A 21,951-nucleotide genomic window follows, 5' to 3' on the forward strand; every position below is an offset into this window, starting at 1 on the left:
GAGCGGTTCTCGAAACGTGTCACAGCATCATCCAACAGACCAACCCAGCCCCGAAAGGCCAGGAAGATCCCGCAAGGACAACGCCGCCCACGCTTCTCTTCCTCAGATTCACTTGTCAAAAGAACACCCCGCAACAAGACAACAGCAAGCCGATGTCGGTTCTACCGAGCACGGTCGCAGCTGCATCGCTGAAGAGTCGCCGTCAAATGCCGGCCAAAAGCCGTAAAACACAGACAGCGCGGCTACCAGTTCCGCTCTGGTGGAGCGGCCGGCGCCGATGAACAGCGGTATACGGATGGGCCCCGGCCGCGTCAACACCAAAAATGACGGCCCGACGACAAAATCGCGAAGGCCCCGTTTACTGCCCTCCGGCATCCGGGCGCCCTCTCCCGCCGCGCCCAGCGGCTCAGTAGCCCTTCTTCACCTGCGCGAGCGCCCGCGACAGGTCCGCCGCGATCCGGGCCCGTTCGTCGGGAGACGCGTCCCGCGCCACGACCACTTCTTGCCGGCGGGACACCAGGGAGAGCCGCTGGAGGCCGTACTCGTCGTCCTCCACGGTGGCGAGCCTGGTCCAGAGCGGGTTGAAGCGCCACTCGCGGCGCTCTCCGCGATGGCTGACCCGCGCGAGCAGGATCTCGAGCTGCGAGATCGCCACCTCCTCGAAGGACAGCCCGCGCCGCGCGCTCACCCTCAGCGCTGCGTAGAGCGCCAGCATGTCGAGGCCGAAGAATCCGGCGATCGGCCAGAAGCCCATCCGCCAGCACCAGACCGAGGTCGCGACGGAGACGAGGCAGCAGCCGCCCATGACGATGCGAAATCCTCGCCGCCCGAGGGAATTGCTGGGGCGAATGGTGGCGCGATACAGGGCCCGATCGAGGGAATCGGGATCGCGGCCGTCCGGATGGGCTGGGTGCTTGCCGCTCGCCATGCCATCCATATAACGCAGCCATGGCCGCCAGGAAGCCGACCCCTCCCCGCAAACAGGCGATCGGCGGCACGCCGTCCCGCCCCCTCGCCCGCCCCCTTGCCGCCAAGGCCGGCCCGCCCCCGGCGCCGGCGGACGCGGCGACCGTGCGGGAGATCTTCGCGCGGCTGAGCGCGGCCAATCCCGAGCCGAAGGCCGAGCTCGTCTATCGCAACGCCTATACCCTGCTCGTCGCGGTGGTGCTCTCCGCGCAGGCGACCGACAAGGGCGTGAACCTCGCGACCGGCCCCCTCTTCGCCGTGGCGGACACCCCGGAGAAGATGCTGGCGCTGGGGGAGGAGCGCGTGCGCGGCTTCATCCGCACCATCGGCCTGTTCAACACCAAGGCGAAGAACGTCATCGCCCTCTCCCAAGCCCTGGTGGAGCGGCACGGCGGCGAGATCCCCTCCTCCCGCGCCGAGCTGGAGGTGCTGCCGGGCGTCGGCACGAAGACGGCGAGCGTCGTGCTCAACGTCGCCTTCGGCATCGAGACCATCGCGGTGGACACCCACATCTTCCGGGTCTCCAACCGGATTCCCCTCGTGGTCGCGGCGACGACGGACAAGGTGCAGGCGGGGCTGGAGGCGATCGTGCCGGAGCCCTACCGGCTCAACGCCCATCACTGGCTGATCCTGTTCGGCCGCTACGTCTGCAAGGCGCGCCGGCCGGAATGCCCGGCCTGTCCCATCGAGGATCTCTGCCGCTACGGCGCGAAGACGGCGTGACGCCGGCCCGCGCAACGAAGCTTCCCGCCCTGCGCAAGGCCGACGCGTTGTGCTGCAACCGCGCTTCGGGTAGTTTCGCGCCCGGCCGCCCGGACCTGTCGGCAACGATAGGTCCTCGCGGCCCGACCTCACCACCCGGTCGCAACGCCGCGGATTCCGCACACAGATCGTCGCCGCAGGAGTCACGGCCATGGACTTCCTCAAACCACGGTACACGCCTATGAATCGCCGCCGTCGCATCTACGAGGGCAAGGCGAAGGTCCTCTACGAGGGACCGGAGCCGGGGACGCTCATCCAGCATTTCAAGGACGACGCGACCGCCTTCAACGCGAAGAAGCACGAAGTCATCGACGGCAAGGGCGTGCTCAACAACCGCATCTCCGAGTTCGTCTTCCAGCACCTCAACGACATCGGCGTGCCGACGCATTTCATCCGCCGGCTGAACATGCGCGAGCAGCTCATCCGCGAGGTCGAGATCATCCCGCTGGAAGTCGTGGTGCGCAACGTCGCCGCCGGCTCGCTCGCCACCCGCCTCGGGCTCGAGGAAGGCACGCAGCTGCCGCGCTCGATCATCGAGTTCTACTACAAGAACGATGCGCTCAACGATCCGATGGTCTCGGAGGAGCACATCACCGCCTTCGGCTGGGCGACGCCCCAGGAGATCGACGACATCATGGCGCTCGCCATCCGCGTCAACGACTTCCTGTCCGGCCTTTTCCTCGGCGTCGGCATCCGTCTCGTGGACTTCAAGATCGAGACCGGCCGGCTCTGGGAAGGCGACCTGATGCGCATCGTCGTGGCCGACGAGATCTCCCCCGATTCGTGCCGGCTGTGGGACATCAAGTCCGCGGACAAGCTCGACAAGGACCGTTTCCGCAAGGATCTCGGCGGCCTGATCGAGGCCTATACCGAGGTCGCCAAGCGGCTCGGCATCATGTCCGAGAACGAGAAGGTGCAGACCGGCGGCCCGCGTCTCGTCCAGTAACGGGCACGGCGTACGAGCCAAGGGTTTCGACGGGGGTCCCGCGAGGAGCGGCGGCCCCCGTTTTCGTGAGCGGCGCTTCTATTCGAGGTCCTCGCCGAAGGTCGTGAGCGACAGCGCCGGGTGGTAGAACGGGTCGTGCCGGATCGCCTCGCGCCAGCGGCCGACGAAGGTCGCGGCCTCGCGCTCGAAGCGCGCGCGCTTTTCGCCCACGGACGGCCCCCGGCTGACGGATTCGAGATGGGCGAGCGTCGCCAGCGGCGTCCAGACCGTCTTCCACCCGGCGGCGCCGAGGCGCAGGCAGAAATCCACGTCGTTGAAATCCACCGGGAACGCCTCGGCGTCGAATCCGCCGACGGCGTCGTATTTCGTCCGGCTGACCGCGAGGCAGGCGGCGGTGACGGCGGAGACCTCGTGGGCGACGCGCAGCCGCCCGAGCCGGCCGGGAGTATCCGCCGGGCGGCGGCGCAGGATATGGCCGGCGCGGCCGCCGAGCCCGACCACGACGCCCGCATGCTGGAGCGTGCCGTCGCCGTAGAGGAGTTTTGCGCCGACGGCGCCGACCTCCGGCCGCAGCGCCTGCCGGACCATGGCGTCGAGCCAATCGGGCTCCAGCACCGCGACGTCGTTGTTGAGCAGCACCACGACGGAGCCGGAGGATGCGGCCACGCCCGCATTGACCATCGCCGAGAAGTTGAACGGCGCCGGGAAGGGCAGCACCGCGACGCGCGGGTCGCGCTTCAGCGTCTCGTAATGAGCGAGGACGCCGGGATCGGTGGAGCCGTTGTCGACGATCACCATCTCGATGGCGGAATAGGCCGTCTCCGAGAGCACGCCCCGCGTCACCCGCTCGATCAGGTCGAGCCGGTCGCGGGACGGGATCACGATGCTGACGAGGGGCGCCGGCTCGGGCAGCGGCCAGTGCAGGTCGAGGACGCCGTCGCGAATCCGGGGTTCCGCCGGGCTGCCGATCCCCCGCAGCCGGTCCGCCAGGAGCCGCGCCCGCCGGCCCGGATCGGCCGGCCGCCCGGCGAGGGTCGCGAGCGGTCGCGGGACATGGACGGCGCTCGCGGCGGCCGCCGCCACCGCGATCTCCCAGGCCGTCGCCGCGTCCCTTGACGGTCCGAGCGGCAGCGCGGCCAGACTGGCGGCGAGATGCGGCGCGACCAGCGCGGCAGCGCCGTGATAGCCGCTCGCCAGCGCGAGATCGGGGCTCCAGCCCGGCTTGAGGACAGGCGAGGTCCGCCCTTCGGCCTCCGACAGATGATCGGCATAGGCCAGATCGGGAGAGGGTCCGGCGGGCGGGGACAGCGCGGCGGCAAGCCGTGCCAGGGCATCGGGGGCGAGGCGGTCGCCCGGATCGAGGAGACCGAAGGCGGCTCCCTCCCCCATCAGGTCGCCCCAGCGTCCCGCCTCGTCCCAGGAACGGCCCGCGATGCGGGAATCGCCGTGAGACGAGGGCGCCCGCTCCCCGGCGACGACGAGGCTCCAATCGCGGTGGGTCTGGGCGAGCAGGTCCCGGACCGTCGCCGCGATCCCGCCCTCCCCGTCGCGGACGATCATGACGAGGCGCACCGGCATGCGCGTTAACGCCGCCGCTCCTTCCGCCACGCTCCGTGCGCGCGAAAAGGCATCGTGGCGCGCCATCGGCACCACGGCGCAGGCCCCGCGCAGGATGTCGCGGAAGCGCCGCTCGTCGCCCCGCGCGAACTCGTAGAGCGCCGGGGGCGCCCGCAGCGGGCGCTTCAGCAGGCATTCGAGGAGCAGGCTCGCATGCCCGCGCAGCCCCGCCCGCTCGATCCGAAACCCAGGCTCCGGCCCCACGGAGAGGCCGATGCCGGCGAGATCCCGCGGCATCAGGCCGAGCCAGAAGGCGCGCTCCCCGGTCACGCCGGGAAGAGGCAATTCCTGGGGCGGACCGCCGGAGCGCTCCAGGCGCAACAGGGGCCGGGCCGCCGTCTGCGCCGAATATGTCAGCACCAGCCAGCGTCCGGCGGCCGGCTCGTCGAGGACGATGCGCCTGTCGTAGACGGGGTCTGCGGTCGGCTCGATGCGCGCTCCCACGGCATGCCCGAGCCAGGGCCGCGCCGGACGCAGGGCGTCGCGGACACGGCCGATCAGGCGCGACAGGCCCGCTCCGGTCCGTCCGCCCCTGCCTGCGGCGTCACTGGGCGGCACCGGCCCCCGCATCCGCCGGGGCCGCGACCGCCGCCGGCCTGCGCCGATGCGCGGCGGATTTCGCGGACGCCCTGGCGGCTCCCCCTCCCCCGAGCCCGACGACGATGTCGTAATCCTCGCTGGCGGCGACGGGCACGGGCAGAGCGTCCTCCACCAGGGAGAAGAACCCCTGCGCCTCGCCGGACGGCACCGTCGCGGAAACCCTGCGCGTCCGCGAGACCAGCACGGCCTCGCCCCGCTTGATCGCGACGGTCACAGGCACATCGACCCGGCCCGGCTTGCCGCTGGGCCCGAGCAGCACGCGCCCCTCGACACCGACCTTCACGGTCAGCGAGCCGTCCTGAAGCCGCGTGCATTCGCGGGCCAGCCGGCCGAGCGTCACCTGCGTTCGGATCGCGGAAGCATCGCCGGAACGGCCGGCGAAGGTCTGGAGGGCGGCGCCCCCTTCCGGCACGTCGATGGGCGGGCAATAGGCCGGCTCGACATCCTTCGGCCGCGAGGGGGGCACGGTGGTGCCGCCGTATTTCAGGAGATTGGTGAGGACGTTGCCCTCCTCCGCCAAGGCGGGGCCCGCCACCGGAAGGCCGAGGAGCCCGAGGAGGCTCAAGGCGCGAAGCTGGGATCGAAGGGTCATGTGCGTGCCCCGTGGAGCGACCTGCGGCGCCGGCTCATTTCAGGCTGTCGAACCCGTCGCCGAACCCCTTCATCGACAGCGGAATGCCGACGCCCTCCTCGGGCGTCTGGAACACGATGAAGGTCGCCTGCTTGCCGGACTTGAATTGGCGGACGAGCCCGTCGTCCATCACCACCTCGGCGACGCAGCCCGTGGTCAGGCAGCGCACGAAGCCGGCGCGCCCGATGTCGGTCTGGTCGATCTTGAGGCCGAGGCCCGAGGGCAGCAGGATGCCGAGCGGCGCCACCACCCGCAGCAGATAGCCGCGATTGTCCGCCGTCTTCAGCACGATGACCACCAGCGTCAGGTTCGGCCGGTCCTCGGCGGCGAGGTACTGCACCAGCGCGCATTGCTCGGCCTTCGCCCCGGCCGGCGTCTCGCAGCGCAACTGCCAGTCGTCGAAGGTCTTGCGGACCATGCCCTGCGCCTGGGCGTTCACGGTCGACAGACCGAGGATCGCGAGGATGAGGAGTGCCGCGGCGCCGCAGACGCGCCGTCCTCCCCGGAACGCCCGCCGCCAAGCCGCACTCGGTCGCAAAGCCACGCCGTCACCCTTCCCGAGCAGCCCCGCGCCGGTTTGGCGGGGCCGAAAGCCACGCGTTCCGACCACGCCCGGCCGGAGAGTGTCAAGCGACGAGGAGCGTCAGATTGTGGCCACAATGTGCTAGCCGCCGCGCCGCCGAGGCCCTAGCTTGACAACGACAGCGTTCCTCACCTTTCGGACCGAACCCATGCGCCTCCTCGCGATTCCGGTCGCCCTCCTTCTCGCCGGCCTGGTTCCGGCCGCGGCCGAGCCGCTGCCCGTGGGCGAGACCACCTATGTCGAGCGCTCGCTGAACCGGGACGGGCCGCTCGTGATCGAGCATCCGCCGGTCGCCCGGAACCCCTATGGCCGCCGCAAGGGCAGCAGCGCCGAGATCGCCGGCTTCTGCCGCGACGGGGGCTATATCCGCCGCCGCGACGAGTTCGGCCATCCGGTGATCGTGCGCCAGCGCGAGGTCTGCGACAGCGTGGCGCCGCGCACCCTCAACCCCGGCGACGTCGATCCGCGCCCGGTCTGGCCGCAGGAGGTCGTGCTGCGCGAGCGGGTGCTGCGCTCGCGCTACTGAGGCGGCTCAGCCGTAACGGTGCAGGCTCGAGCCGTTCCGCTTGAGCCACGCCTCCGCCTCGTCGACATTCGGGCAGAGATCGCCGACGAGGCGCCAGAAGCGCTGCGAGTGGTTCATCTCGCGCAGGTGCCCCATCTCGTGCGCCACGAGATAGTCGAGCACCACGGGCGGGGCCATGATGAGCCGCCACGAGAAGTTCAGCTCGCCCGAGGCCGTGCAGGAGCCCCAGCGGCTGCGGGTGTCGCGCAGGGTGATCCGCCTCGGGGCCTGCCCGAGCTTGGCGGAGTAGGCCGCGACGGCCCGGTCCAGGTCGGCCTTCGCCTCGCGCCGCAGGAAATCGGCCACCCGGCGCGCCACATGCTCCGCCTCGCAGGAGACCGAGATGACGGGCCCTCCCTCGTCCGTCTCGGCGAGGGTGACGCCGCTGCGCGTGCCGCGCCGGACGATCCCGTGGGAAACGCCGCGCAGGGGCAGGCTCGCGCCGGGCGCGAAGGCGATCCGGTCCGGCACCTTGGCGAGGCGTACCGCGATCCAGCCGGCATGGCTCTCGGCGAAGCGCCGCGCCGTGGCGACGGAGGTGCGCGACGGCAGCGTCAGCACCGCCTCGCCCGTCGCATGCGAGACCCGCAGGATCAGGCGGCGCGCAGCAGGCCGCCGGCGCAGCAGCACGCGCAGCGTCCCCTCGCCATGGGGGATGGCGAGATGGTCAGGGTCCGGCCGACGCAGGAAGGCGATGGGCATGGGCCAAGCTTAGCGCCGCCCCAGCCCGCCACCAACGACTTTCGGCGCCTCAGCCCACCGCGCGCAGGTGGCGCGACGCGCCGTCCGGCCGCGCCTCCATCTCGCGCATGAAGGCCCCGATGCGCGGCGCGATGACGGAGCGGAAGCGCGAGCCGTTGAAGACGCCGTAATGCCCGACATCGGCCTGGAGATGATACGCCTTCCGCGCCGCCGGGAGGTTCGTCGCGAGGTCGAGGGCCGCCTTGGTCTGGCCAACGCCGGAGATGTCGTCGTTCTCGCCTTCCACCGCGAGGATGGCGCAGCGCCGGACGGCCCCGAGATCCACCGGCGTGCCGCGATGGGTCATGGTGCCCCTCGGCAGGGCGTGCTCGACGAACACCGTGGCGACGGTCTGGAGATAGAACTCCGCCGTCAGGTCCATCACCGCGAGATACTCGTCGTAGAAGGCGCGGTGCTTGTCGGCCGAATCGCCGTCGCCGGTGACGAGGTGGTCGAACATGTCCGCATGCGCGTCCATGTGCCGGTCGAGATTCATGGCCATGAAGCCGGAGAGCTGGAGGAAGCCCGGATAGACGCGGCGCCAGGCGCCCGGATGGATCGGCGGCACCAGCGTGATGCAATGCTTCTCGAACCAGTCGATGCCGCGCTCCTGGGCGAGGCGGTTCACGGCGGTGGGCGAACGACGCGTGTCGATGGGGCCGCCCATCAGGGTCATCGAGACGGGGATCGCGGGGCTGTCCGACGCCTCCATCAGCGCCACGGCGGCGGCCACCGGCACCGCCGGCTGGCAGACGGCCATGACATGCAGGTCCGGCCCGAGGTCGCGGAACATGGCCTGGAGGTAGTCGATGTAGCTGTCGAGATCGAAGCGGCCGGCGAAGAGCGGCACCATGCGCGCGTCGGCCCAGTCGGTGATGAAGACCTGATGGTCGGGCAGCATCGCCTCGATGGTGCCGCGCAGCAGCGTCGCGTAGTGGCCCGACATCGGCGCCACGATCAGCACCTTCGGCTGCGGTGCGGAGGGCGGCCTCAGGAAGCCGCGATCGAAGCTGACCACCCGGCAGAACGGGCGCTCCCACACCACCCGCTCGGTCACGGGCACGTCGACCCCGTCGACCGTCACGGAGGCGATGCCGAAGGCGGGCTTACCGTAACGCCGGGTGACGCGCTCGAACATCTCGCAGCCCGCCGCCACGGAGCGGGCATAGGGCGAGTAGGAGAGCGGGTTGGCCGGGTTGGCGAGGCCGTTGCGGGTCATGTCGGCGGCGATGCGCGCCGGGGTCATCATCACCCGCGCGCTCTCGTACCAGAAATAGGCCAGATCCATGGAACGCATCCTCGGGTCCCGCGCGCCGCTCGGGTCTCGGCCGCGCCGAAAAACATCGTCCGCAGGATGAATGTTCCCATATGAACGTCTCCCGTCCGTCGCCGCCTGCCCGCGCGGAGGTCCGGACGGTGGCGAACGAGGCGGCGGCATTCCCCCTTCATGACCGATGACACCCTGAACGGATTGGTCCGCGACACCCGCCATGTCCGGCTGGACACCTTCGTGCGGCTGCGCTGGCTCGCGATCACCGGGCAGAGCGCGGCCGTCGTCGGGGCGCAGTTCGGCCTCGGGCTCGCCCTGCCCTTCGGCTGGTGCTTCCTGGTGATCGCGGCCTCGTCCTGGCTCAACCTGGCGCTGCGCATCCGGTTTCCGGCGAGCTACCGGCTCAGCGACGAGTCGGCGGCGCTGCTGCTCGCCTTCGACATCGTGCAGCTCGCCGCGCTCCTGTTCCTCACGGGCGGCCTCCAGAACCCGTTCTCGCTGCTCTTCCTCGCGCCCGTGCTGATCTCGGCCACGGCCCTGCCCCCGGAGCGGACCCTGGCGCTGGGCCTGCTGGCGGTGGGGCTCGCCACGCTGCTCGCCCTGGTCCACCGGCCGCTGCCCTGGTTCTCGGACGGGCGGATCGAGCTGCCCTTCCTCTACGTCTCGGGGATATGGACGGCGATCCTGCTCGGCACCGCCTTCACCGGCGTCTATGCCTGGAGGGTCGCGGAGGAGACCCGCCAGCTCTCGCAGGCCCTCGCCGCGACGGAGCTCGTGCTGGCGCGCGAGCAGCATCTCTCGCAGCTCGACGGGTTGGCGGCGGCGGCGGCGCACGAGCTCGGAACCCCGCTCGGGACCATCATGGTCGTCACCAAGGAACTGGTGCGCCAGCTCGGGCCGACCGCCGCGCCGGCGGTGGCGGAGGACCTGCGCCTCCTCCAGGAACAGGCCGAGCGCTGCCGGGGCATCCTCGCGAAGCTCACCTCCCTCGGCAACGACGAGGCCGGCTTCCTGGAGACCGTCACCTTCAGCCATCTCGTCGAGGAACTGGTGGCGCCGCAGCGCTCCCTCGGCCCGGCCCTCGACGTCTCGGCCTCCGGCGAGGGGCCGGAGCCCGTCTGCCGGCGCAATCCGGGGGTGATGTTCGGGCTCGCCAACCTCGTCGACAACGCCGTGGACTTCGCCGACACGCGGGTCGTGATCGCGGCGCGCTGGACGGCCGAGCGCGTGGCCCTCGAGGTCCGCGACGACGGGCCCGGCTTCCCCAACGAGGTCCTGCTGCGCGCCGGGGAACCCTACGTCACCACGCGCGCCCCCGGCCGCAACCGCCCCGCCGATTCGGCCGGCGCCGGGCTCGGGCTCGGATTGTTCATCGCCAAGACGCTGATCGAGCGCTCGGGGGCGCAGCTCACCCTCTCGAACGTGCCGGGATCGGGCCCCACCGGAGCCGTGGCGCGCGTCTCTTGGACGCGGGCGGCCTTCGAGCGCGGAACCGCGCCGGCGTCGTCGCACGACATCGTGCCGCGTTCGCCCCTGACGCCGGCCGGAACCGATCCTATATGAACGGCTGGGGCACGATTGAATTGAGAGGAGCGTCCCATGTTGACGCAAACCGGGACCTCCGAACCGGACGTCGAGTCTGTCCTTCTGTCCGACAGCGACCCGCTCGCGGCCTTCGCCGACCGTAGCCTTCTCATCGTGGACGACGACAAGCCGTTCTCGACGCGCCTTGCCCGCGCCATGGAAGGCCGGGGCTATCAGGTGCAGGTGGCCGAGAGCGTGGCCGAGGGGGTCGGCGCCGTCGAGGCCCATGCGCCGGCCTTCGCGGTGATCGACATGCGTCTCGGCGACGGCAACGGGCTCGACGTAATCGCCCGGCTGAAGGAGCGCCGGCCCGAGGCGCGCGGCGTCATCCTGACGGGCTACGGCAACATCGCCACCGCCGTGACGGCGGTGAAGCTCGGCGCCTTCGACTATCTCGCCAAGCCGGCCGACGCCGACGAGATCCATCTCACGCTGATGGCTCAGCCGGGAGAGCGCGCCGACCCGCCCGAGAACCCAATGTCGGCCGACCGCGTGCGCTGGGAGCATATCCAGCGCGTCTACGAGTTGTGCGGCCGCAATGTCAGCGAGACGGCGCGGCGGCTCAACATGCATCGGCGCACCCTGCAACGCATCCTGGCCAAGCGCGCGCCCCGCTGAGCGGAGCGCGGCGGGCCGGAGACAATATTAGACAGGTGTCAGGGTTGCGCCCTTCCGTTCGGCCGGGTTACTGCCCCTCCATCGAGCGCCGGAATCGGGTACGAGCCGGCCGCAGGCGTTGGGCATCGGTGTGAACACGCGAAACGTCGTAACGATCGTCAGCATGATGGTCCTCGTCGGGACCGAGGTGTTCGCGGTGGCGATCGCCGCGGGATGGGCCCTGGCCGGGCTGCTCGATCTCGGCGACCGCGTCGGCCATGTGCTCATGGGGCTGTTCAGCCTGTTCGCCGCCTGGATCATGGTGCAGCTCTGGAAGCGGGCGACCAGCATCGAGCCCCTGCGGGCGCGAGGAGCACGGCCATGAGCATCGGATCTACGGATGCGGGCCGGTTCCTGTCCGCTTGCCTATACCGGAACGACAAAGGCATCGGATCCGTTAGATCAGCGCATCTGTTATTAAATATTTATCCGCTTTCCGCGAAAAGTGTCATGCCGCGCCGGTTGCGCGGACATCACCAATTCTGACAGACTGTCGAAAATGTCCAACAGCGACGGCGTGAGTCCCCTGTCATGAAAGCCCGTGTCATAGTCACCCTGCGAAACGGGGTGCTGGACCCTCAGGGAAAGGCGATCGAAGCAGCGTTGAAGTCCTTCGGGATCAACGAGATCGGCGGCGTGCGCCAAGGCAAGGTCTTCGACGTCGAGATCGACGCCACCGACCGGGAGGCGGCCGAGGCCATGCTTCGAAACGCCTGCGAGAAGCTGCTGGCCAACACGGTCGTTGAAAACTTCGAGATCGAGTTCAGCTGACATGCGCGCCGCGGTTCTGGTCTTCCCTGGCTCCAACCGCGACGGCGACGTGTCGCGGGCTCTTCGTCTGGCCGGGGCGGAGGTCGTCTCCGTGTGGCATGCGGAGACCGCGCTGCCGGCCGGAACGGACCTCGTGGTGTTTCCCGGCGGCTTCTCCTACGGGGATTACCTGCGCTGCGGCGCGATCGCGGGACGAGCGGCGGTGATGGACGCGGTTCGGGCGCATGCCGCGCGCGGCGGCCTCGTGCTCGGCATCTGCAACGGCTTCCAGATCCTGTGCGAATCGGGGCTTCTGCCCGGCGTGCTGATGCGCAACGTCAACCGCCGCTTCATCTGCCACCGGCAGTTCCTGCGGGTGGAGCAGGCGGACACCCGGTTCGCCTCCGCCTATGCGGTGGGCCAGGTGATCGATGTCTGCGTGGCCCATGGCGAGGGCAACTACTTCGCCGACGCGGACACCGTCGCGCGGCTCGAGGGCGACGGGCGCGTGGCCTTCCGCTACTGCGACGCCTCCGGCGTACTGACCGAGGACGCGAACCGCAACGGGTCGCTGAACTCCATCGCCGGGATCTACTCGGAGAACCGGAACGTCCTCGGCATGATGCCGCATCCGGAGAACTTCGTCGAAGCTCTCATGGGCGGCACGGACGGGCGCGGACTGTTCGAGAGCCTCGCCGCCTGACACGGACATTGCGGCCCATTGCCCGTTAACCGGGCGTTAACCATTTTCTTCGACGATGGGGGCATCCAGGCTTCTGGATGTCGAGTGGGACCTCCGTCCACTCTGTTTGATGCCTCCCTGTAGACTCTTTTCAAAGCCGTCCTCCGGGGCGGCTTTTTTTCGTCCGGCCCCCCCAAAGAGCGCGTTAACGTTACCCCGTGGTGAAGGCGGCGCCGGCTCGGATTCGGCGCTAGGATTGCGCACCGGCTCCCGACAGGCAGGCTCCGCTCCCGGAACGGAACGGCGCCATCTCAAAGGGGCACAGGAGGCAGCATGAACGAGCACGACGTCACCTTCCGGGACGAGCGGGACTGGGTCAGCTTCGGGCAGACCTACGTGACCTCGGAGCCGTTCAAGGCGCTGTTCCGCGAGGGCATGGCGCTGGTCGAGGAGACGGCCGCCTATCTCGACGGGGACGGCCGGGCGGAATCGCGCCTGATCTCGCGCGACGCGTCGCTGAGCTACGCCGCCGAGAGCATGCGGCTGACGACGCTGCTGATGCAGACGGCCTCCTGGCTTCTCGTCCAGCGCGCCGTGGCCGAGGGCGAGATCACGCCGAGCCAGGCCCTTCAGGAGAAGACCCGCGTGCGCCTCAACGCGCAGGAATCTTCGCGCCCGGACGTGTCCGACCAGTTGCCGCTGCGCCTGCGCGACCTCATCGCCCGCACGCGCCGACTGCACGCCCGCATCACGCATCTCGACATGCTGATCGGCGAGGAGCGCCCGACGCCGGTGGCGGTGGAGAGCCCCGTCGCCGCCCAGCACGGGCTGCTGCTCTCGGCCTTCTCGCGGGCGGTGCACTGATCCGACCGGCCTATGAAACGCGAAAAGGGGCGGCCCGGACGGGCCGCCCCTTTTCGATTCGCCGGCGTGGAAAGACTGTTCAGCGCTTACTTGCGGCCGAAGGCGAGGTTGCCGAAGCGCGAGTTGAAGCGCGAGACACGGCCGCCGCGATCGAGCATCTTCTGCTCGCCGCCGGTCCAGGCCGGGTGCGTCAGCGGGTCGATATCGAGGTTGAGGGTGTCACCCTCCTTGCCGTAGGTCGAGCGGGTCATGTACTCGGACCCGTCGGTCATCACGACCTTGATGAAGTGATAGTCGGGATGCTCGGTACCCTTGGCCTTGGCGGCCGCGTCTTTTGCCATGACGAAATCCTCGAAACACAGGCTGCACCGACCGGCCTGCCCGGCGGCCCGCGGCCATTCAACACGCGCAATCGGATGAAGGCGCGCGTATACCGCAGGGCGGCACCGCGAACAAGCGCGACACGCGCGGACGGTGTCCATCATCTCAGGGGGACACGCGGGATGAGCCAGAATGGCCGCGCGTAACACCACGGACCGCGCGGACGGGCGCGGCAAGGCACCGCTCGGCGCGCTGCGCCCGCTGATCCCCTTCGCGGCGGCCTACCGAGGGCGGATCCTCGCGGCGTTCATCGCGCTGATGGCGGCCTCGGGCGCGACGCTGGTCGTGCCGGTGGCGATCCGCCGGGTGATCGACCACGGCTTCTCGCCGGAGGGGCAGAGCCTCATCGACGTGTATTTCCTGGCGCTGCTCGGGGTGGTGGCGGTGCTCGCCCTGTCGAGCGCGGGGCGCTACTACACCGTCGTCAGCCTCGGCGAGCGCGTGGTCGCGGACCTGCGCAGCGCGGTCTTCCGCCGCCTGACCGTGCTCGACCCGGCCTTCTTCGACAGGACGCAATCCGGCGAGATCGTCTCGCGGCTTACCGCCGACGCGACGCAGGTGAAGGCCGTGTTCGGCGTCTCGATCTCGATCCTGCTGCGCAACCTGTTCCTGTTCGTCGGCGCCGTGGCGATGATGGTGGTGACGAGCCCGAAGCTGTCGATCCTCGTGCTCGGCGCCATCCCGCTCATCGTCTTCCCGCTGATCCTCTCCGGCCGTGGCGTGCGCCGCCGCTCGCGAGCCGCGCAGGACCGGCTCGCCGACGCCTCGGCCTACGCGGCGGAGGCCATCGGGGCGGTGCGCACCATGCAGGCCTTCGGCATGGGCGCGACCACGGCGGCGCGTTTCGCCGATGCCTCGGAGAACGCGTATGGGGCCGCGCGCGAATCGATCCGGGCGCGGGCGCTGCTCACGGGGGTGGCGATCTTCCTGATCTCGGCGAGCGTCGTCGGCGTGATGTGGTACGGCGCGCAAGGGGTGCTCGCCGGCACGATGACCGCCGGGCAGCTCTCGCAGTTCGTGCTCTACGCGGTGTTCGGCGCGAGCGCCCTCGGCCAGCTCTCCGAGGTCTATGGCGAGCTCGCGCAGGCCGCCGGCGCGGCGGAGCGGCTCGGCGAGATCCTGGCGGCCGAGCCGGCGATCAAGGCGCCCCCCGTGCCGCAGGCCCTGCCCTCTCCGCCGCGCGGCGAGATCGCCTTCGAGGCCGTGCGCTTCGTCTATCCGACGCGGGCCGGGCATCCCTCCCTCGACGGCGTGAGCTTCACGGCGGCGCCGGGCGAGCGCATCGCCATCGTCGGTCCCTCGGGGGCCGGCAAGAGCACCATCCTGCAACTGCTGCTGCGCTTCTACGACCCGCAATCGGGCATGGTGCGCATCGACGGCGTCGACATCGCCCAGGCCGACCCGGAGGCCCTGCGCGGCCGCCTCTCCCTGGTGCCGCAGGACCCGACCGTGTTTTCCGGCACGGTGCTGGAGAACATCCGCTACGGCCGGCCGCAGGCGAGCGAGGCCGACGTCTTCCGCGCGGCGGAACTCGCCAACGCGGACGGGTTCGTGCGGGCCCTGCCCCAGGGCTACGCCACGCAGGTGGGCGAGCGCGGCGTGACCCTCTCGGGCGGACAGCGCCAGCGCATCGCCATCGCCCGCGCCATCCTGAAGGACGCGCCGATCCTGCTCCTCGACGAGGCCACCTCGGCCCTCGACGCCGAGAACGAGCGCGCCGTCCAGGCCGCCCTCGACACGCTGATGAAGGGGCGCACCACGCTGGTCATCGCGCATCGCCTCGCCACCATCCGCGCGGCGGACCGTATCCTGGTGATGGACGAGGGCCGCATCGTCGAGGAGGGCACGCATGAGAGCCTGCTCGGCGCGGGCGCGCTCTACGCCCAGCTCGCCGCCCTCCAGTTCACCGACGCGCTGGACGAGACCGCGCGCGGCAAGGAGCCCAGGTCGCGCCAGAAGGCTCTGCCGGCGGAGTAGGCGCTTCTACCGCTCGGTGAGCTTCATCTCGATCCGGCGGTTCCTGGCATAGGCGTCCTCGGTGGTGCCCGTGTCGAGGGGCTGGAACTCGCCGAAGGCGCCCGCGAGCAGGTTCTTGGGCGGGATGCCCTTGCCCGCGAGATACTGCACCACGGCGATGGCCCGCGCGGCCGAGAGCGCCCAGTTCGACGGGAACTGCGCGCTCGCGATCGGGCGCGAATCGGTGTGGCCGTCGACCCGCAGCACCCAGGGGATGTCCGCCGGGATCTGCTTCGACAGGTCGAGGATGGCGCCTGCGATGCGGTCGATCTCCGGGCCGGCCTCGGGTTTCAGCGCGGCCGAGCCCGCCGGGAACAGCACCTCGGATTGCAGCACGAAGCGGTCGCCGACGATGCGGATGTCGCTGCGGTTGCCGAGGATCTGGCGCAGGCGCCCGAAGAAGTCCGAGCGGTAGCGCGAGAGTTCCTGCACCTTCTGCGCGAGCGCCACGTTGAGCCGGCTGCCGAGATCGGCGATGCGGGCCTGGCTCTCGCGGTCGCGGCTCTCGGAGGCCGCGAGCGCGTCCTCCAGCGCCGCGAGCTGGCGGCGCATGGCGCTGATCTGCTGGCTCAGGATGTCGACCTGCGAGAGCGCCTTGGCGGTGGCGCCGCGCTCGGCCTGCAACTGCTTGTCGAGATCGCCCGCCTGCCCCTGCGAGGCGGCCCCGGCCTCCGCCTGGGCCTTGAGGCGGTCGCGCTCGGCCTCCGTGCCGAGCAGCGTGTTGCGGAGCGACTGCGCCGCCTCCTCCTGGCTGCGGCGGCCGGAGCGCTCCAGCGCCAGCAGGTCGGTGAGGTCGGCGATCTGGCGGTTGAGCCGGTCGAGCACCGTGTCGCGGCCGGTCAACTCCTGCGACAGGAAGAACTGGCCGACGACGAAGATCGTCAGCAGGAAGACCACCGAGAGCAGCAGCGTCGCCAGGGCGTCGACATAGCCGGGCCAGACGTTGAGGGCGTGGTCGCTCCGCCGTCCCGCGCGGGAGCCCATCTCAGGCCCTCTCGCGGCCGAGGCGGTCGAGCACCTGCTTCAATTCGCGCTCGCGGGCGGCCTGGGCCTCGACCCAGTCGCGGATCATCTGCTGCTCGGTGCGCATGTGCTGCACGAGCCCCTGGATGCCCTCGGCGAGATTCGTCATGGCCTGGGTCGCGGCACGGCCGTTGGCGCCCTCGGAGACGATGGTGGTGAGCCGGTCGATGGCCTCCTTCAGCTCCTGGGTCGCCGGCCCCTGGGCGGGGGACATCGCCGCCACCGCCCGCTCCTCGCCGGAGATCAACCAGTCCTCCAGCTCGTTGCGGAAGCGGGCATGGGCCTGCGCCGCCTGGAGATCGAGAAAGCCGATGATGAGCGAGCTCGCCAGGCCGAACAGCGAGGCGGAGAAGGCGAGCCCGATCCCGGCGAGCGGCACCGCCAGCCCGTTCTTCAACTCGTCGAACATCACGCTCGCATCGCCCCCGCCGCCGCGCATGGACTTGATGACGGAGCCCACCGCCGAGAGGGTGTCGATGAGGCCCCAGAAGGTACCGAGCAGGCCGAGCAGGATGAGGATGCCGGAGACGTAGCGCAGCGCGTCGCGGCCCTCGTCGAGGCGGGCGGAGACCGTGTCGAGGAAGGCGCGCACATGCGGCAGCGTCGCGCCCTCGCGCCGCGCCTCGATCGCCGGGACGAGCGGGGCCAGTAGGGAGGGCGCGCGCGGCGCCCCCTCGCCCCCGGCGACGGCGTTGACATAGGCGACCTCGCGGAAGAGCCGCACCACCTGCCCGAAGGCGAGCAGCACCGCGATGAGAAGCACGCCGAGGATCAGCCCGTTCAACCCCGGATTGGCGAGGAAGGCCGGGGTGATCTGCCTGAACAGGATCAGGACCAGGAAGCCGATCAGCACGAGGAAGATCAGCATCCGCACGAGGTAGATGCCGGGCTTCGTCAGCGGCTTGGCGGGCGGCTTGGCGTGAGCTCTGGCGTCGGGCTTGGGCGCGGGACTGGCCGCCATCGGTCGCTACTCTCCGCAAGGCGGCCCGAAGCGCCGTTCCATCGAAAAACGGCGAGCCTGGACAGGGACGGCGGCACTGTGGCGGGTGGCTCGGGCCCGATCAAGTCGGGCGCGGCCTCTCCGGCGGCGCCGCGCGGCTCAATCCCAGGCGCGCGGCCAGGTTTCCTCGAGGTGAGGCCCGAGGCGCACAGGTGCGACGAGGGTCGCAAGGCCGGTCCTGTCGTTCGTCTCCACCGCCAAGCCACAGAGGGTGCCCTCGCCGCTCGCGGCCTCCAGCCGGGCGCCGGGGGTCTTCTGGAGGAAGCGGCGCAGGGGCTCGTCCTTGCTCATGCCGAGCACCGAATCGTAGTCGCCGCACATGCCCGCATCGGAGAGATAGGCGGTGCCGCCGGGCAGGATGCGGTGGTCGGCGGTGGGCGTGTGGGTATGCGTGCCGACGACGAGGCTCGCCCGCCCGTCGAGGAAATACCCGACGGCCTGCTTCTCGCTCGTCGCCTCGGCATGGACGTCGACGATCACGGCGTCGGCGACCTCGCCGAGCGGGCAGACCGTCAGCTCGCGCTCGGCGGCGGCGAAGGGGTCGTCCAGCGCGTCCATGTAGACGCGCCCCATCACGTTGAGCACCAGCACGCGGGCGCCCTTGGCGGTCTCGACCACGGTGGCGCCGCGCCCCGGCGTGCCGGCGGGATAGTTCGCGGGCCGCACCAGCCGCGGCTGGCGGGCGATGAAGACGAGGGCCTCGCGCTGGTCGAAGGAATGGTTGCCGAGCGTCACCGCGTCGGCGCCGGCCTGGAGGATCTCGTCGCAGATCGTCTCCGTGATGCCGAAGCCGCCCGCCGCGTTCTCGCCGTTGACGACGACGCAATCGAGCCGCCAGCGCTCGCGCAGTTTCGGCAGGCGCTCGGCGACGACATTGCGTCCGGGGCGGCCGACGACGTCGCCGAGGAAGAGGAGGCGCATGGTTGTCCGTCAGGTCCTGCGGAGGGGGACGGGGCCGCCCTCGGTGACGATGTGGTCGAGGGGCCGGTCGTGCGGCTCCGCCGACACGGTCTCGACCTCCTGCACCGAGAAGGCGATGCCGACCGTCAGCACCGGGCCGTTCCGCGACAGGCGCGCGATGGCCCGGTCGTAGTAGCCCCGGCCGTAGCCGATGCGCTGGCCAGTCCGGTCGAAGGCTGCGAGGGGCACGATCAGCGCGGTGGGATCGAGGGGCGGCAGGTCGTCGCGCGGCTCGCTGAGGCCGAAGCTGCCGGGAACCAGCGCCTCCCCGGCCTTCCACTCGCGGAAGACGAGCCCGTCCGGCGTCACCTTCGGCAGCGCCACGCGCCGGCCGAGGGCGAACAGGCGCTCGATAAGGGGGCGGGGGTCGATCTCGCTGCGGATCGGCCAGAAGGCTCCGACGAGGGGCGCGTCGGCGAGCCCCGGAACCGCCAACGCATGGCCCGCGACGGAGAGGCCGCCTTCCTCCCGCTGGTGCGGGTCGAGGGCATCGCGGCGGGCGAGCGCCGCGCGCCGCAGCTCGGACTTCATCTCGGACATGGAAGGGGAAGAGTGCGGAGCCACATGAGCCGTTGGAGGTTCGATCCCGGGAAACCTACAGAGTAGGTGGGCGCCGTGTTGACCAAGTCCAGGGACGAGGTCAGGGACAGCTCCCGAGGGAGTCGATAAGGCCCCGAGAATAGTTCTCCTGACGAACCCGGCAGCCCCGCCCACCCGATGTAGCGATTGCGAGGCGGCTACGCCAGTGGCGAATGGGCTCAGCCGGGCGCGCGCATCAGCGCCTGGGCCAGCCGCTCGATCCGCTCGGCGGCGGCGGCGACGCCCTCCGCGAGCCGCGCCTCGCGCTGGGCGGTCTCGCTCTCGGCCCCCTCGACCATGGCGCGCAGGGCCGCCGTCTCGGCCTCGATCGCCGCGATCCGGCGGCGCGTCTCGGAGAGCTCGTCGGCGATGGTGATGGCGGCCATCACCTGGAGGCGCATGTCGCCGATCTCGCCGAAGGCCCTGCGCATCTCCGAGATGCGCGCGTCGAGCCCGGCGGCCAGCGAGCCGAGATGCTCCTCCTCCCCGTCGCCGCAGGCCATGCGGTAGGTCTTGCCGTCGATGGTGACGTTGATCTGGGGCATCTGTCGCGGTCAGCCGGCATCCTGGGGGCGGCCGAGCACGCGCTCCACGGCGCCGATGGCCCGGTCGATCCGCACCCCGACCTCGCCGGTGGTCGCCTCGACCTGCGCGAGGCGGGCGCTCGCCGCGTCGAGCGCGGCGGCGAGGCGCGCGCGGTCCTCGGCCATGAGGGCGAGCTCCGCCTCCCTGTCCTCATGGCGCTCGTCCTCGAGGCGGCGCGAGACGGCGCTCTCCAGCCGCGCCAGGGCGGTGGACAGCCGGGCGAGCGCGGCCTCGGCGGCGGAGGTGGAATTCGACGTCATGGCACCCATATCGAGCCATGCGTTCATGGCCGAGCGAATGTCATGCCGCAAGCTTTGACAGGGGGAAGCCCCATGATAGAGCCCCGCTTGAAACGGATGCGGCGTCAGCGGGCGCCGCAGAGGTGCGGATGCCCATCCCCGTGACAGCCGAGACGCCCCCGCCCGCCTCATCCGCCGACCGGATGATCCCCGGCGGCTGCGGCACCGGCGGGATCCGGTTCATCGCAGGTTCAAGCGCCGTTCCCACAGAGCCGGTGCGCCGCGCCCGAAGCGTCCTCGACGCCGGAGGAGGCCCGCAAGGGGGCGCCGGATTATTGGCCAGGAATTCGGAAGGAGTCTCGCCGTGACCGTCAAGGTAGCCATCAACGGGTTCGGGCGCATCGGACGCAACGTCCTGCGCGCCATCCACGAGGCCGGTCGCGCGGACATCGAGGTCGTGGCGATCAACGATCTCGGCCCGGTCGAGACCAACGCGCACCTGCTGCGCTTCGACTCGATCCACGGCCGCTTCGATGCCGAGGTGAAGGTCGACGGCGAGTTCATCGTGGTCGACGGCAAGCGCATCAAGGTCACGGCCGTGCGCAACCCCGCCGAGCTGCCGCATCGCGACCTCGGGGTCGACATCGCGCTCGAATGCACCGGCATCTTCACCTCGAAGGACAAGGCGAAGGCCCATCTCGACGCCGGCGCCAAGCGCGTCCTCGTCTCGGCGCCCGCCGACGGCGCCGACCTCACGGTGGTCTACGGCGTCAACCACGACCAGCTCACCGCCGATCATGTCGTCGTCTCGAACGCCTCCTGCACCACCAACTGCCTGGTGCCGGTGGCCAAGGTGCTCAACGAGACCGTCGGCATCGAGCGCGGCTTCATGACGACGATCCATTCCTACACGAACGACCAGCCGTCCCTCGACCAGATGCACAAGGATCTCTACCGGGCCCGCGCCGCCGCGCTCTCGATGATCCCGACCTCGACCGGCGCCGCCAAGGCCGTCGGCCTGGTGCTGCCGGAGCTGAAGGGCAAGCTCGACGGGACCTCGATCCGCGTGCCGACCCCGAACGTCTCCGCCGTCGACCTCGTGTTCACGGCCAAGCGCGAGACCACGGCCCAGGAGATCAACGACGCGATCAGGAAGGCCGCCGACGGCCCGCTCAAGGGCGTGCTCGCCTATACCGACCAGCCGAACGTCTCGATCGACTTCAACCACGACCCGCACTCGTCGACCTTCCATCTCGACCAGACCAAGGTCATGGACGGCACCTTCGTGCGCATCCTGTCCTGGTACGACAACGAGTGGGGCTTCTCGAACCGCATGGCCGACACCGCCGTGGCGATGGCCAAGCTGCTCTGAGCGAACGGAACCGGAGACTCCGGGCCGGCCCTCCGGCCGGCCCGGCAACGACAGAATCGACGGAGGTCCGCGGCCCATGAGCGACGCTGCCACGACGACGACCGGAAGCGGGTTCATCCCGGCGCAGACGCCGGACGCGCCGCCTCCCGTAGCAGCCTCTGTTCCGGCGGCACCTGCGCAGCCGGTGGGCCGCGCCGAGCCGGCCGCCGAGCCGTTGCCCTCCCATGTCGCCGACCAGCTCGCGCGGATCGAGGACAAGGCGTCCCGGATCGAGGACAAGTACGCCCGCTCCGAGTCGCTGCTCTCGCGCGTCGAGGACAAGGTCGAGGGCGCCACCGCGCGCATGAACGAGGTCGCCCGCCAGTCGGACGTGGCGGCGCTGCGCACCGAGGTCCGCGCCATCGCCGACCGGACGAAGCGCCTGCCGGGCGCCGGCGCCCTGGTGCTCACCGCGATCATCACCGCCGTGCTCACCGTGGTGCTGACGATCGCCGTGCAGCGGCTCAACCTCCAGACCCTGCTGCCGCCGCCTCGCTGAGGCCGCGGCACGCCCGAAACGCCCCCTCGCCCGGAACCGA

Annotated in this window: 25 protein-coding genes and 1 other RNA gene; 12 read left to right on the top strand and 14 right to left on the bottom strand. The window is 70.6% G+C overall.

Annotation, left to right across the window (positions count from 1 at the left end; all coding sequences use genetic code 11):
- Positions 1-406: 406 nt before the first annotated feature.
- The gene (locus ACP56T_RS19985; RefSeq protein WP_430913914.1) at positions 407-928 is read right to left on the bottom strand and encodes a DUF2244 domain-containing protein; all 522 of its coding nucleotides are present in this window, start codon (positions 926-928) and stop codon (positions 407-409) included.
- Positions 929-948: 20 nt separating this feature from the next.
- Between ACP56T_RS19985 and nth the strand changes: the two genes are divergently transcribed.
- Entirely contained in the window at positions 949-1,689 is a 741-nt protein-coding gene (gene nth, locus ACP56T_RS19990) for an endonuclease III (RefSeq protein WP_430913915.1), read from the top strand.
- A gap of 190 nt (positions 1,690-1,879) precedes the next feature.
- Positions 1,880-2,674: a phosphoribosylaminoimidazolesuccinocarboxamide synthase gene (gene purC, locus ACP56T_RS19995; RefSeq protein ID WP_430913916.1), complete on the top strand. Its 795-nt coding sequence runs from the start codon at positions 1,880-1,882 to the stop codon at positions 2,672-2,674.
- Positions 2,675-2,752: 78 nt separating this feature from the next.
- Here the strand turns inward: purC and ACP56T_RS20000 are convergent, their stop codons facing one another.
- From ACP56T_RS20000 to ACP56T_RS20010, 3 genes are all read right to left on the bottom strand, one after another.
- Positions 2,753-4,528 (bottom strand): glycosyltransferase family 2 protein, encoded by a 1,776-nt coding sequence (locus ACP56T_RS20000; protein ID WP_430913954.1) that lies wholly within the window; start codon positions 4,526-4,528, stop codon positions 2,753-2,755.
- A gap of 307 nt (positions 4,529-4,835) precedes the next feature.
- On the bottom strand, positions 4,836-5,483 hold the full coding sequence (locus ACP56T_RS20005) for a hypothetical protein (protein WP_430913917.1): 648 nt from the start codon (positions 5,481-5,483) through the stop codon (positions 4,836-4,838).
- 34 nt (positions 5,484-5,517) lie between these two features.
- A complete protein-coding gene (locus tag ACP56T_RS20010) occupies positions 5,518-5,988 on the bottom strand; it encodes an invasion associated locus B family protein (RefSeq protein WP_430913955.1) in 471 nt (156 codons plus the stop codon).
- 265 nt (positions 5,989-6,253) lie between these two features.
- On the opposite strand from ACP56T_RS20010, the gene ACP56T_RS20015 reads away from it, so the two are divergent.
- Positions 6,254-6,631, top strand: coding sequence for a hypothetical protein (locus ACP56T_RS20015; protein ID WP_430913918.1), 378 nt, complete (start codon positions 6,254-6,256; stop codon positions 6,629-6,631).
- A 6-nt stretch (positions 6,632-6,637) separates the two neighbouring features.
- Here the strand turns inward: ACP56T_RS20015 and ACP56T_RS20020 are convergent, their stop codons facing one another.
- Both ACP56T_RS20020 and ACP56T_RS20025 read right to left on the bottom strand, forming a co-directional pair.
- Positions 6,638-7,372, bottom strand: a complete 735-nt coding sequence (locus ACP56T_RS20020; protein WP_430913919.1) for a M48 family metallopeptidase — start codon at positions 7,370-7,372, stop codon at positions 6,638-6,640.
- A gap of 49 nt (positions 7,373-7,421) precedes the next feature.
- A complete protein-coding gene (locus ACP56T_RS20025) occupies positions 7,422-8,699 on the bottom strand; it encodes a polyhydroxyalkanoate depolymerase (protein WP_430913920.1) in 1,278 nt (425 codons plus the stop codon).
- Positions 8,700-8,858: 159 nt separating this feature from the next.
- On the opposite strand from ACP56T_RS20025, the gene ACP56T_RS20030 reads away from it, so the two are divergent.
- The 6 genes from ACP56T_RS20030 (at position 8,859) to rcdA (ending at position 13,218) form a co-directional block, all read left to right on the top strand.
- Positions 8,859-10,244, top strand: coding sequence for an ActS/PrrB/RegB family redox-sensitive histidine kinase (locus tag ACP56T_RS20030; RefSeq protein WP_430913921.1), 1,386 nt, complete (start codon positions 8,859-8,861; stop codon positions 10,242-10,244).
- Between the two features lie 36 nt (positions 10,245-10,280).
- Entirely contained in the window at positions 10,281-10,883 is a 603-nt protein-coding gene (locus ACP56T_RS20035; RefSeq protein ID WP_430913922.1) for an ActR/PrrA/RegA family redox response regulator transcription factor, read from the top strand.
- A gap of 130 nt (positions 10,884-11,013) precedes the next feature.
- A complete protein-coding gene (locus ACP56T_RS20040; protein ID WP_430913923.1) occupies positions 11,014-11,247 on the top strand; it encodes a hypothetical protein in 234 nt (77 codons plus the stop codon).
- A 206-nt stretch (positions 11,248-11,453) separates the two neighbouring features.
- Positions 11,454-11,693 carry a phosphoribosylformylglycinamidine synthase subunit PurS gene (gene purS, locus ACP56T_RS20045; RefSeq protein ID WP_430913924.1) on the top strand — a complete coding sequence of 80 codons (240 nt, stop codon included), beginning with the start codon at positions 11,454-11,456 and terminating at the stop codon, positions 11,691-11,693.
- 1 nt (position 11,694) lies between these two features.
- Positions 11,695-12,375 (top strand): phosphoribosylformylglycinamidine synthase subunit PurQ, encoded by a 681-nt coding sequence (gene purQ / locus ACP56T_RS20050; protein WP_430913925.1) that lies wholly within the window; start codon positions 11,695-11,697, stop codon positions 12,373-12,375.
- Positions 12,376-12,687: 312 nt separating this feature from the next.
- On the top strand, positions 12,688-13,218 hold the full coding sequence (gene rcdA / locus ACP56T_RS20055) for a protease adaptor protein RcdA (protein WP_430913926.1): 531 nt from the start codon (positions 12,688-12,690) through the stop codon (positions 13,216-13,218).
- Positions 13,219-13,304: 86 nt separating this feature from the next.
- On the opposite strand, the gene rpmE is transcribed toward rcdA, so the two are convergent.
- Positions 13,305-13,559 carry a 50S ribosomal protein L31 gene (rpmE, locus tag ACP56T_RS20060; protein WP_430913927.1) on the bottom strand — a complete coding sequence of 85 codons (255 nt, stop codon included), beginning with the start codon at positions 13,557-13,559 and terminating at the stop codon, positions 13,305-13,307.
- 172 nt (positions 13,560-13,731) lie between these two features.
- Here rpmE and ACP56T_RS20065 point away from each other — a divergent pair, with 172 nt between their 5' ends.
- Positions 13,732-15,576 (top strand): ABC transporter transmembrane domain-containing protein, encoded by a 1,845-nt coding sequence (locus ACP56T_RS20065; protein ID WP_430913928.1) that lies wholly within the window; start codon positions 13,732-13,734, stop codon positions 15,574-15,576.
- Between the two features lie 6 nt (positions 15,577-15,582).
- On the opposite strand, the gene ACP56T_RS20070 is transcribed toward ACP56T_RS20065, so the two are convergent.
- The 7 genes from ACP56T_RS20070 to ACP56T_RS20100 form a co-directional block, all read right to left on the bottom strand.
- Positions 15,583-16,599: a peptidoglycan -binding protein gene (locus tag ACP56T_RS20070; protein ID WP_430913929.1), complete on the bottom strand. Its 1,017-nt coding sequence runs from the start codon at positions 16,597-16,599 to the stop codon at positions 15,583-15,585.
- Between the two features lies 1 nt (position 16,600).
- Complete coding sequence (locus ACP56T_RS20075) at positions 16,601-17,599, bottom strand: flagellar motor protein MotA (protein WP_430913930.1); 999 nt, start codon at positions 17,597-17,599, stop codon at positions 16,601-16,603.
- A 138-nt stretch (positions 17,600-17,737) separates the two neighbouring features.
- Complete coding sequence (locus ACP56T_RS20080; RefSeq protein WP_430913931.1) at positions 17,738-18,559, bottom strand: TIGR00282 family metallophosphoesterase; 822 nt, start codon at positions 18,557-18,559, stop codon at positions 17,738-17,740.
- 9 nt (positions 18,560-18,568) lie between these two features.
- On the bottom strand, positions 18,569-19,162 hold the full coding sequence (locus tag ACP56T_RS20085) for a 5-formyltetrahydrofolate cyclo-ligase (RefSeq protein WP_430913932.1): 594 nt from the start codon (positions 19,160-19,162) through the stop codon (positions 18,569-18,571).
- Positions 19,152-19,308: non-coding RNA, 6S RNA (gene ssrS / locus ACP56T_RS20090), on the bottom strand. Before ssrS ends, ACP56T_RS20085 begins: the two co-directional genes overlap by 11 nt.
- A 48-nt stretch (positions 19,309-19,356) precedes the next feature.
- Entirely contained in the window at positions 19,357-19,722 is a 366-nt protein-coding gene (locus ACP56T_RS20095) for a cell division protein ZapA (protein WP_430913933.1), read from the bottom strand.
- Between the two features lie 9 nt (positions 19,723-19,731).
- On the bottom strand, positions 19,732-20,022 hold the full coding sequence (locus ACP56T_RS20100; RefSeq protein WP_430913934.1) for a DUF4164 family protein: 291 nt from the start codon (positions 20,020-20,022) through the stop codon (positions 19,732-19,734).
- A gap of 343 nt (positions 20,023-20,365) precedes the next feature.
- Between ACP56T_RS20100 and gap the strand changes: the two genes are divergently transcribed.
- Both gap and ACP56T_RS20110 read left to right on the top strand, forming a co-directional pair.
- Entirely contained in the window at positions 20,366-21,373 is a 1,008-nt protein-coding gene (gap, locus tag ACP56T_RS20105; RefSeq protein WP_430913935.1) for a type I glyceraldehyde-3-phosphate dehydrogenase, read from the top strand.
- Between the two features lie 76 nt (positions 21,374-21,449).
- Positions 21,450-21,911, top strand: a complete 462-nt coding sequence (locus ACP56T_RS20110; protein WP_430913936.1) for a hypothetical protein — start codon at positions 21,450-21,452, stop codon at positions 21,909-21,911.
- Positions 21,912-21,951 lie beyond the last annotated feature (40 nt).

It is taken from the genome of Methylobacterium endophyticum, from assembly GCF_050591105.1.
Taxonomy (GTDB): Bacteria; Pseudomonadota; Alphaproteobacteria; order Rhizobiales; family Beijerinckiaceae; genus Methylobacterium.

Bases quoted from the DNA above. Each gene is read 5' to 3' on its own strand.
- ACP56T_RS20035 (WP_430913922.1), top strand. From the start codon at position 10,281: ATGTTGACGCAAACCGGGACCTCCGAACCGGACGTCGAGTCTGTCCTT.
- ACP56T_RS20095 (WP_430913933.1), bottom strand. From the start codon at position 19,722: ATGCCCCAGATCAACGTCACCATCGACGGCAAGACCTACCGCATGGCC.
- ACP56T_RS20005 (WP_430913917.1), bottom strand. From the start codon at position 5,483: ATGACCCTTCGATCCCAGCTTCGCGCCTTGAGCCTCCTCGGGCTCCTC.
- ACP56T_RS20015 (WP_430913918.1), top strand. From the start codon at position 6,254: ATGCGCCTCCTCGCGATTCCGGTCGCCCTCCTTCTCGCCGGCCTGGTT.
- purC (WP_430913916.1), top strand. From the start codon at position 1,880: ATGGACTTCCTCAAACCACGGTACACGCCTATGAATCGCCGCCGTCGC.
- ACP56T_RS20065 (WP_430913928.1), top strand. From the start codon at position 13,732: ATGGCCGCGCGTAACACCACGGACCGCGCGGACGGGCGCGGCAAGGCA.
- rcdA (WP_430913926.1), top strand. From the start codon at position 12,688: ATGAACGAGCACGACGTCACCTTCCGGGACGAGCGGGACTGGGTCAGC.
- purQ (WP_430913925.1), top strand. From the start codon at position 11,695: ATGCGCGCCGCGGTTCTGGTCTTCCCTGGCTCCAACCGCGACGGCGAC.
- ACP56T_RS19985 (WP_430913914.1), bottom strand. From the start codon at position 928: ATGGCGAGCGGCAAGCACCCAGCCCATCCGGACGGCCGCGATCCCGAT.
- ACP56T_RS20070 (WP_430913929.1), bottom strand. From the start codon at position 16,599: ATGGGCTCCCGCGCGGGACGGCGGAGCGACCACGCCCTCAACGTCTGG.
- ACP56T_RS20020 (WP_430913919.1), bottom strand. From the start codon at position 7,372: ATGCCCATCGCCTTCCTGCGTCGGCCGGACCCTGACCATCTCGCCATC.
- nth (WP_430913915.1), top strand. From the start codon at position 949: ATGGCCGCCAGGAAGCCGACCCCTCCCCGCAAACAGGCGATCGGCGGC.
- ACP56T_RS20075 (WP_430913930.1), bottom strand. From the start codon at position 17,599: ATGGCGGCCAGTCCCGCGCCCAAGCCCGACGCCAGAGCTCACGCCAAG.
- ACP56T_RS20110 (WP_430913936.1), top strand. From the start codon at position 21,450: ATGAGCGACGCTGCCACGACGACGACCGGAAGCGGGTTCATCCCGGCG.
- ACP56T_RS20080 (WP_430913931.1), bottom strand. From the start codon at position 18,559: ATGCGCCTCCTCTTCCTCGGCGACGTCGTCGGCCGCCCCGGACGCAAT.
- ACP56T_RS20000 (WP_430913954.1), bottom strand. From the start codon at position 4,528: ATGCCGCGGGATCTCGCCGGCATCGGCCTCTCCGTGGGGCCGGAGCCT.
- ACP56T_RS20025 (WP_430913920.1), bottom strand. From the start codon at position 8,699: ATGGATCTGGCCTATTTCTGGTACGAGAGCGCGCGGGTGATGATGACC.
- ACP56T_RS20100 (WP_430913934.1), bottom strand. From the start codon at position 20,022: ATGACGTCGAATTCCACCTCCGCCGCCGAGGCCGCGCTCGCCCGGCTG.
- rpmE (WP_430913927.1), bottom strand. From the start codon at position 13,559: ATGGCAAAAGACGCGGCCGCCAAGGCCAAGGGTACCGAGCATCCCGAC.
- ACP56T_RS20030 (WP_430913921.1), top strand. From the start codon at position 8,859: ATGACCGATGACACCCTGAACGGATTGGTCCGCGACACCCGCCATGTC.
- purS (WP_430913924.1), top strand. From the start codon at position 11,454: ATGAAAGCCCGTGTCATAGTCACCCTGCGAAACGGGGTGCTGGACCCT.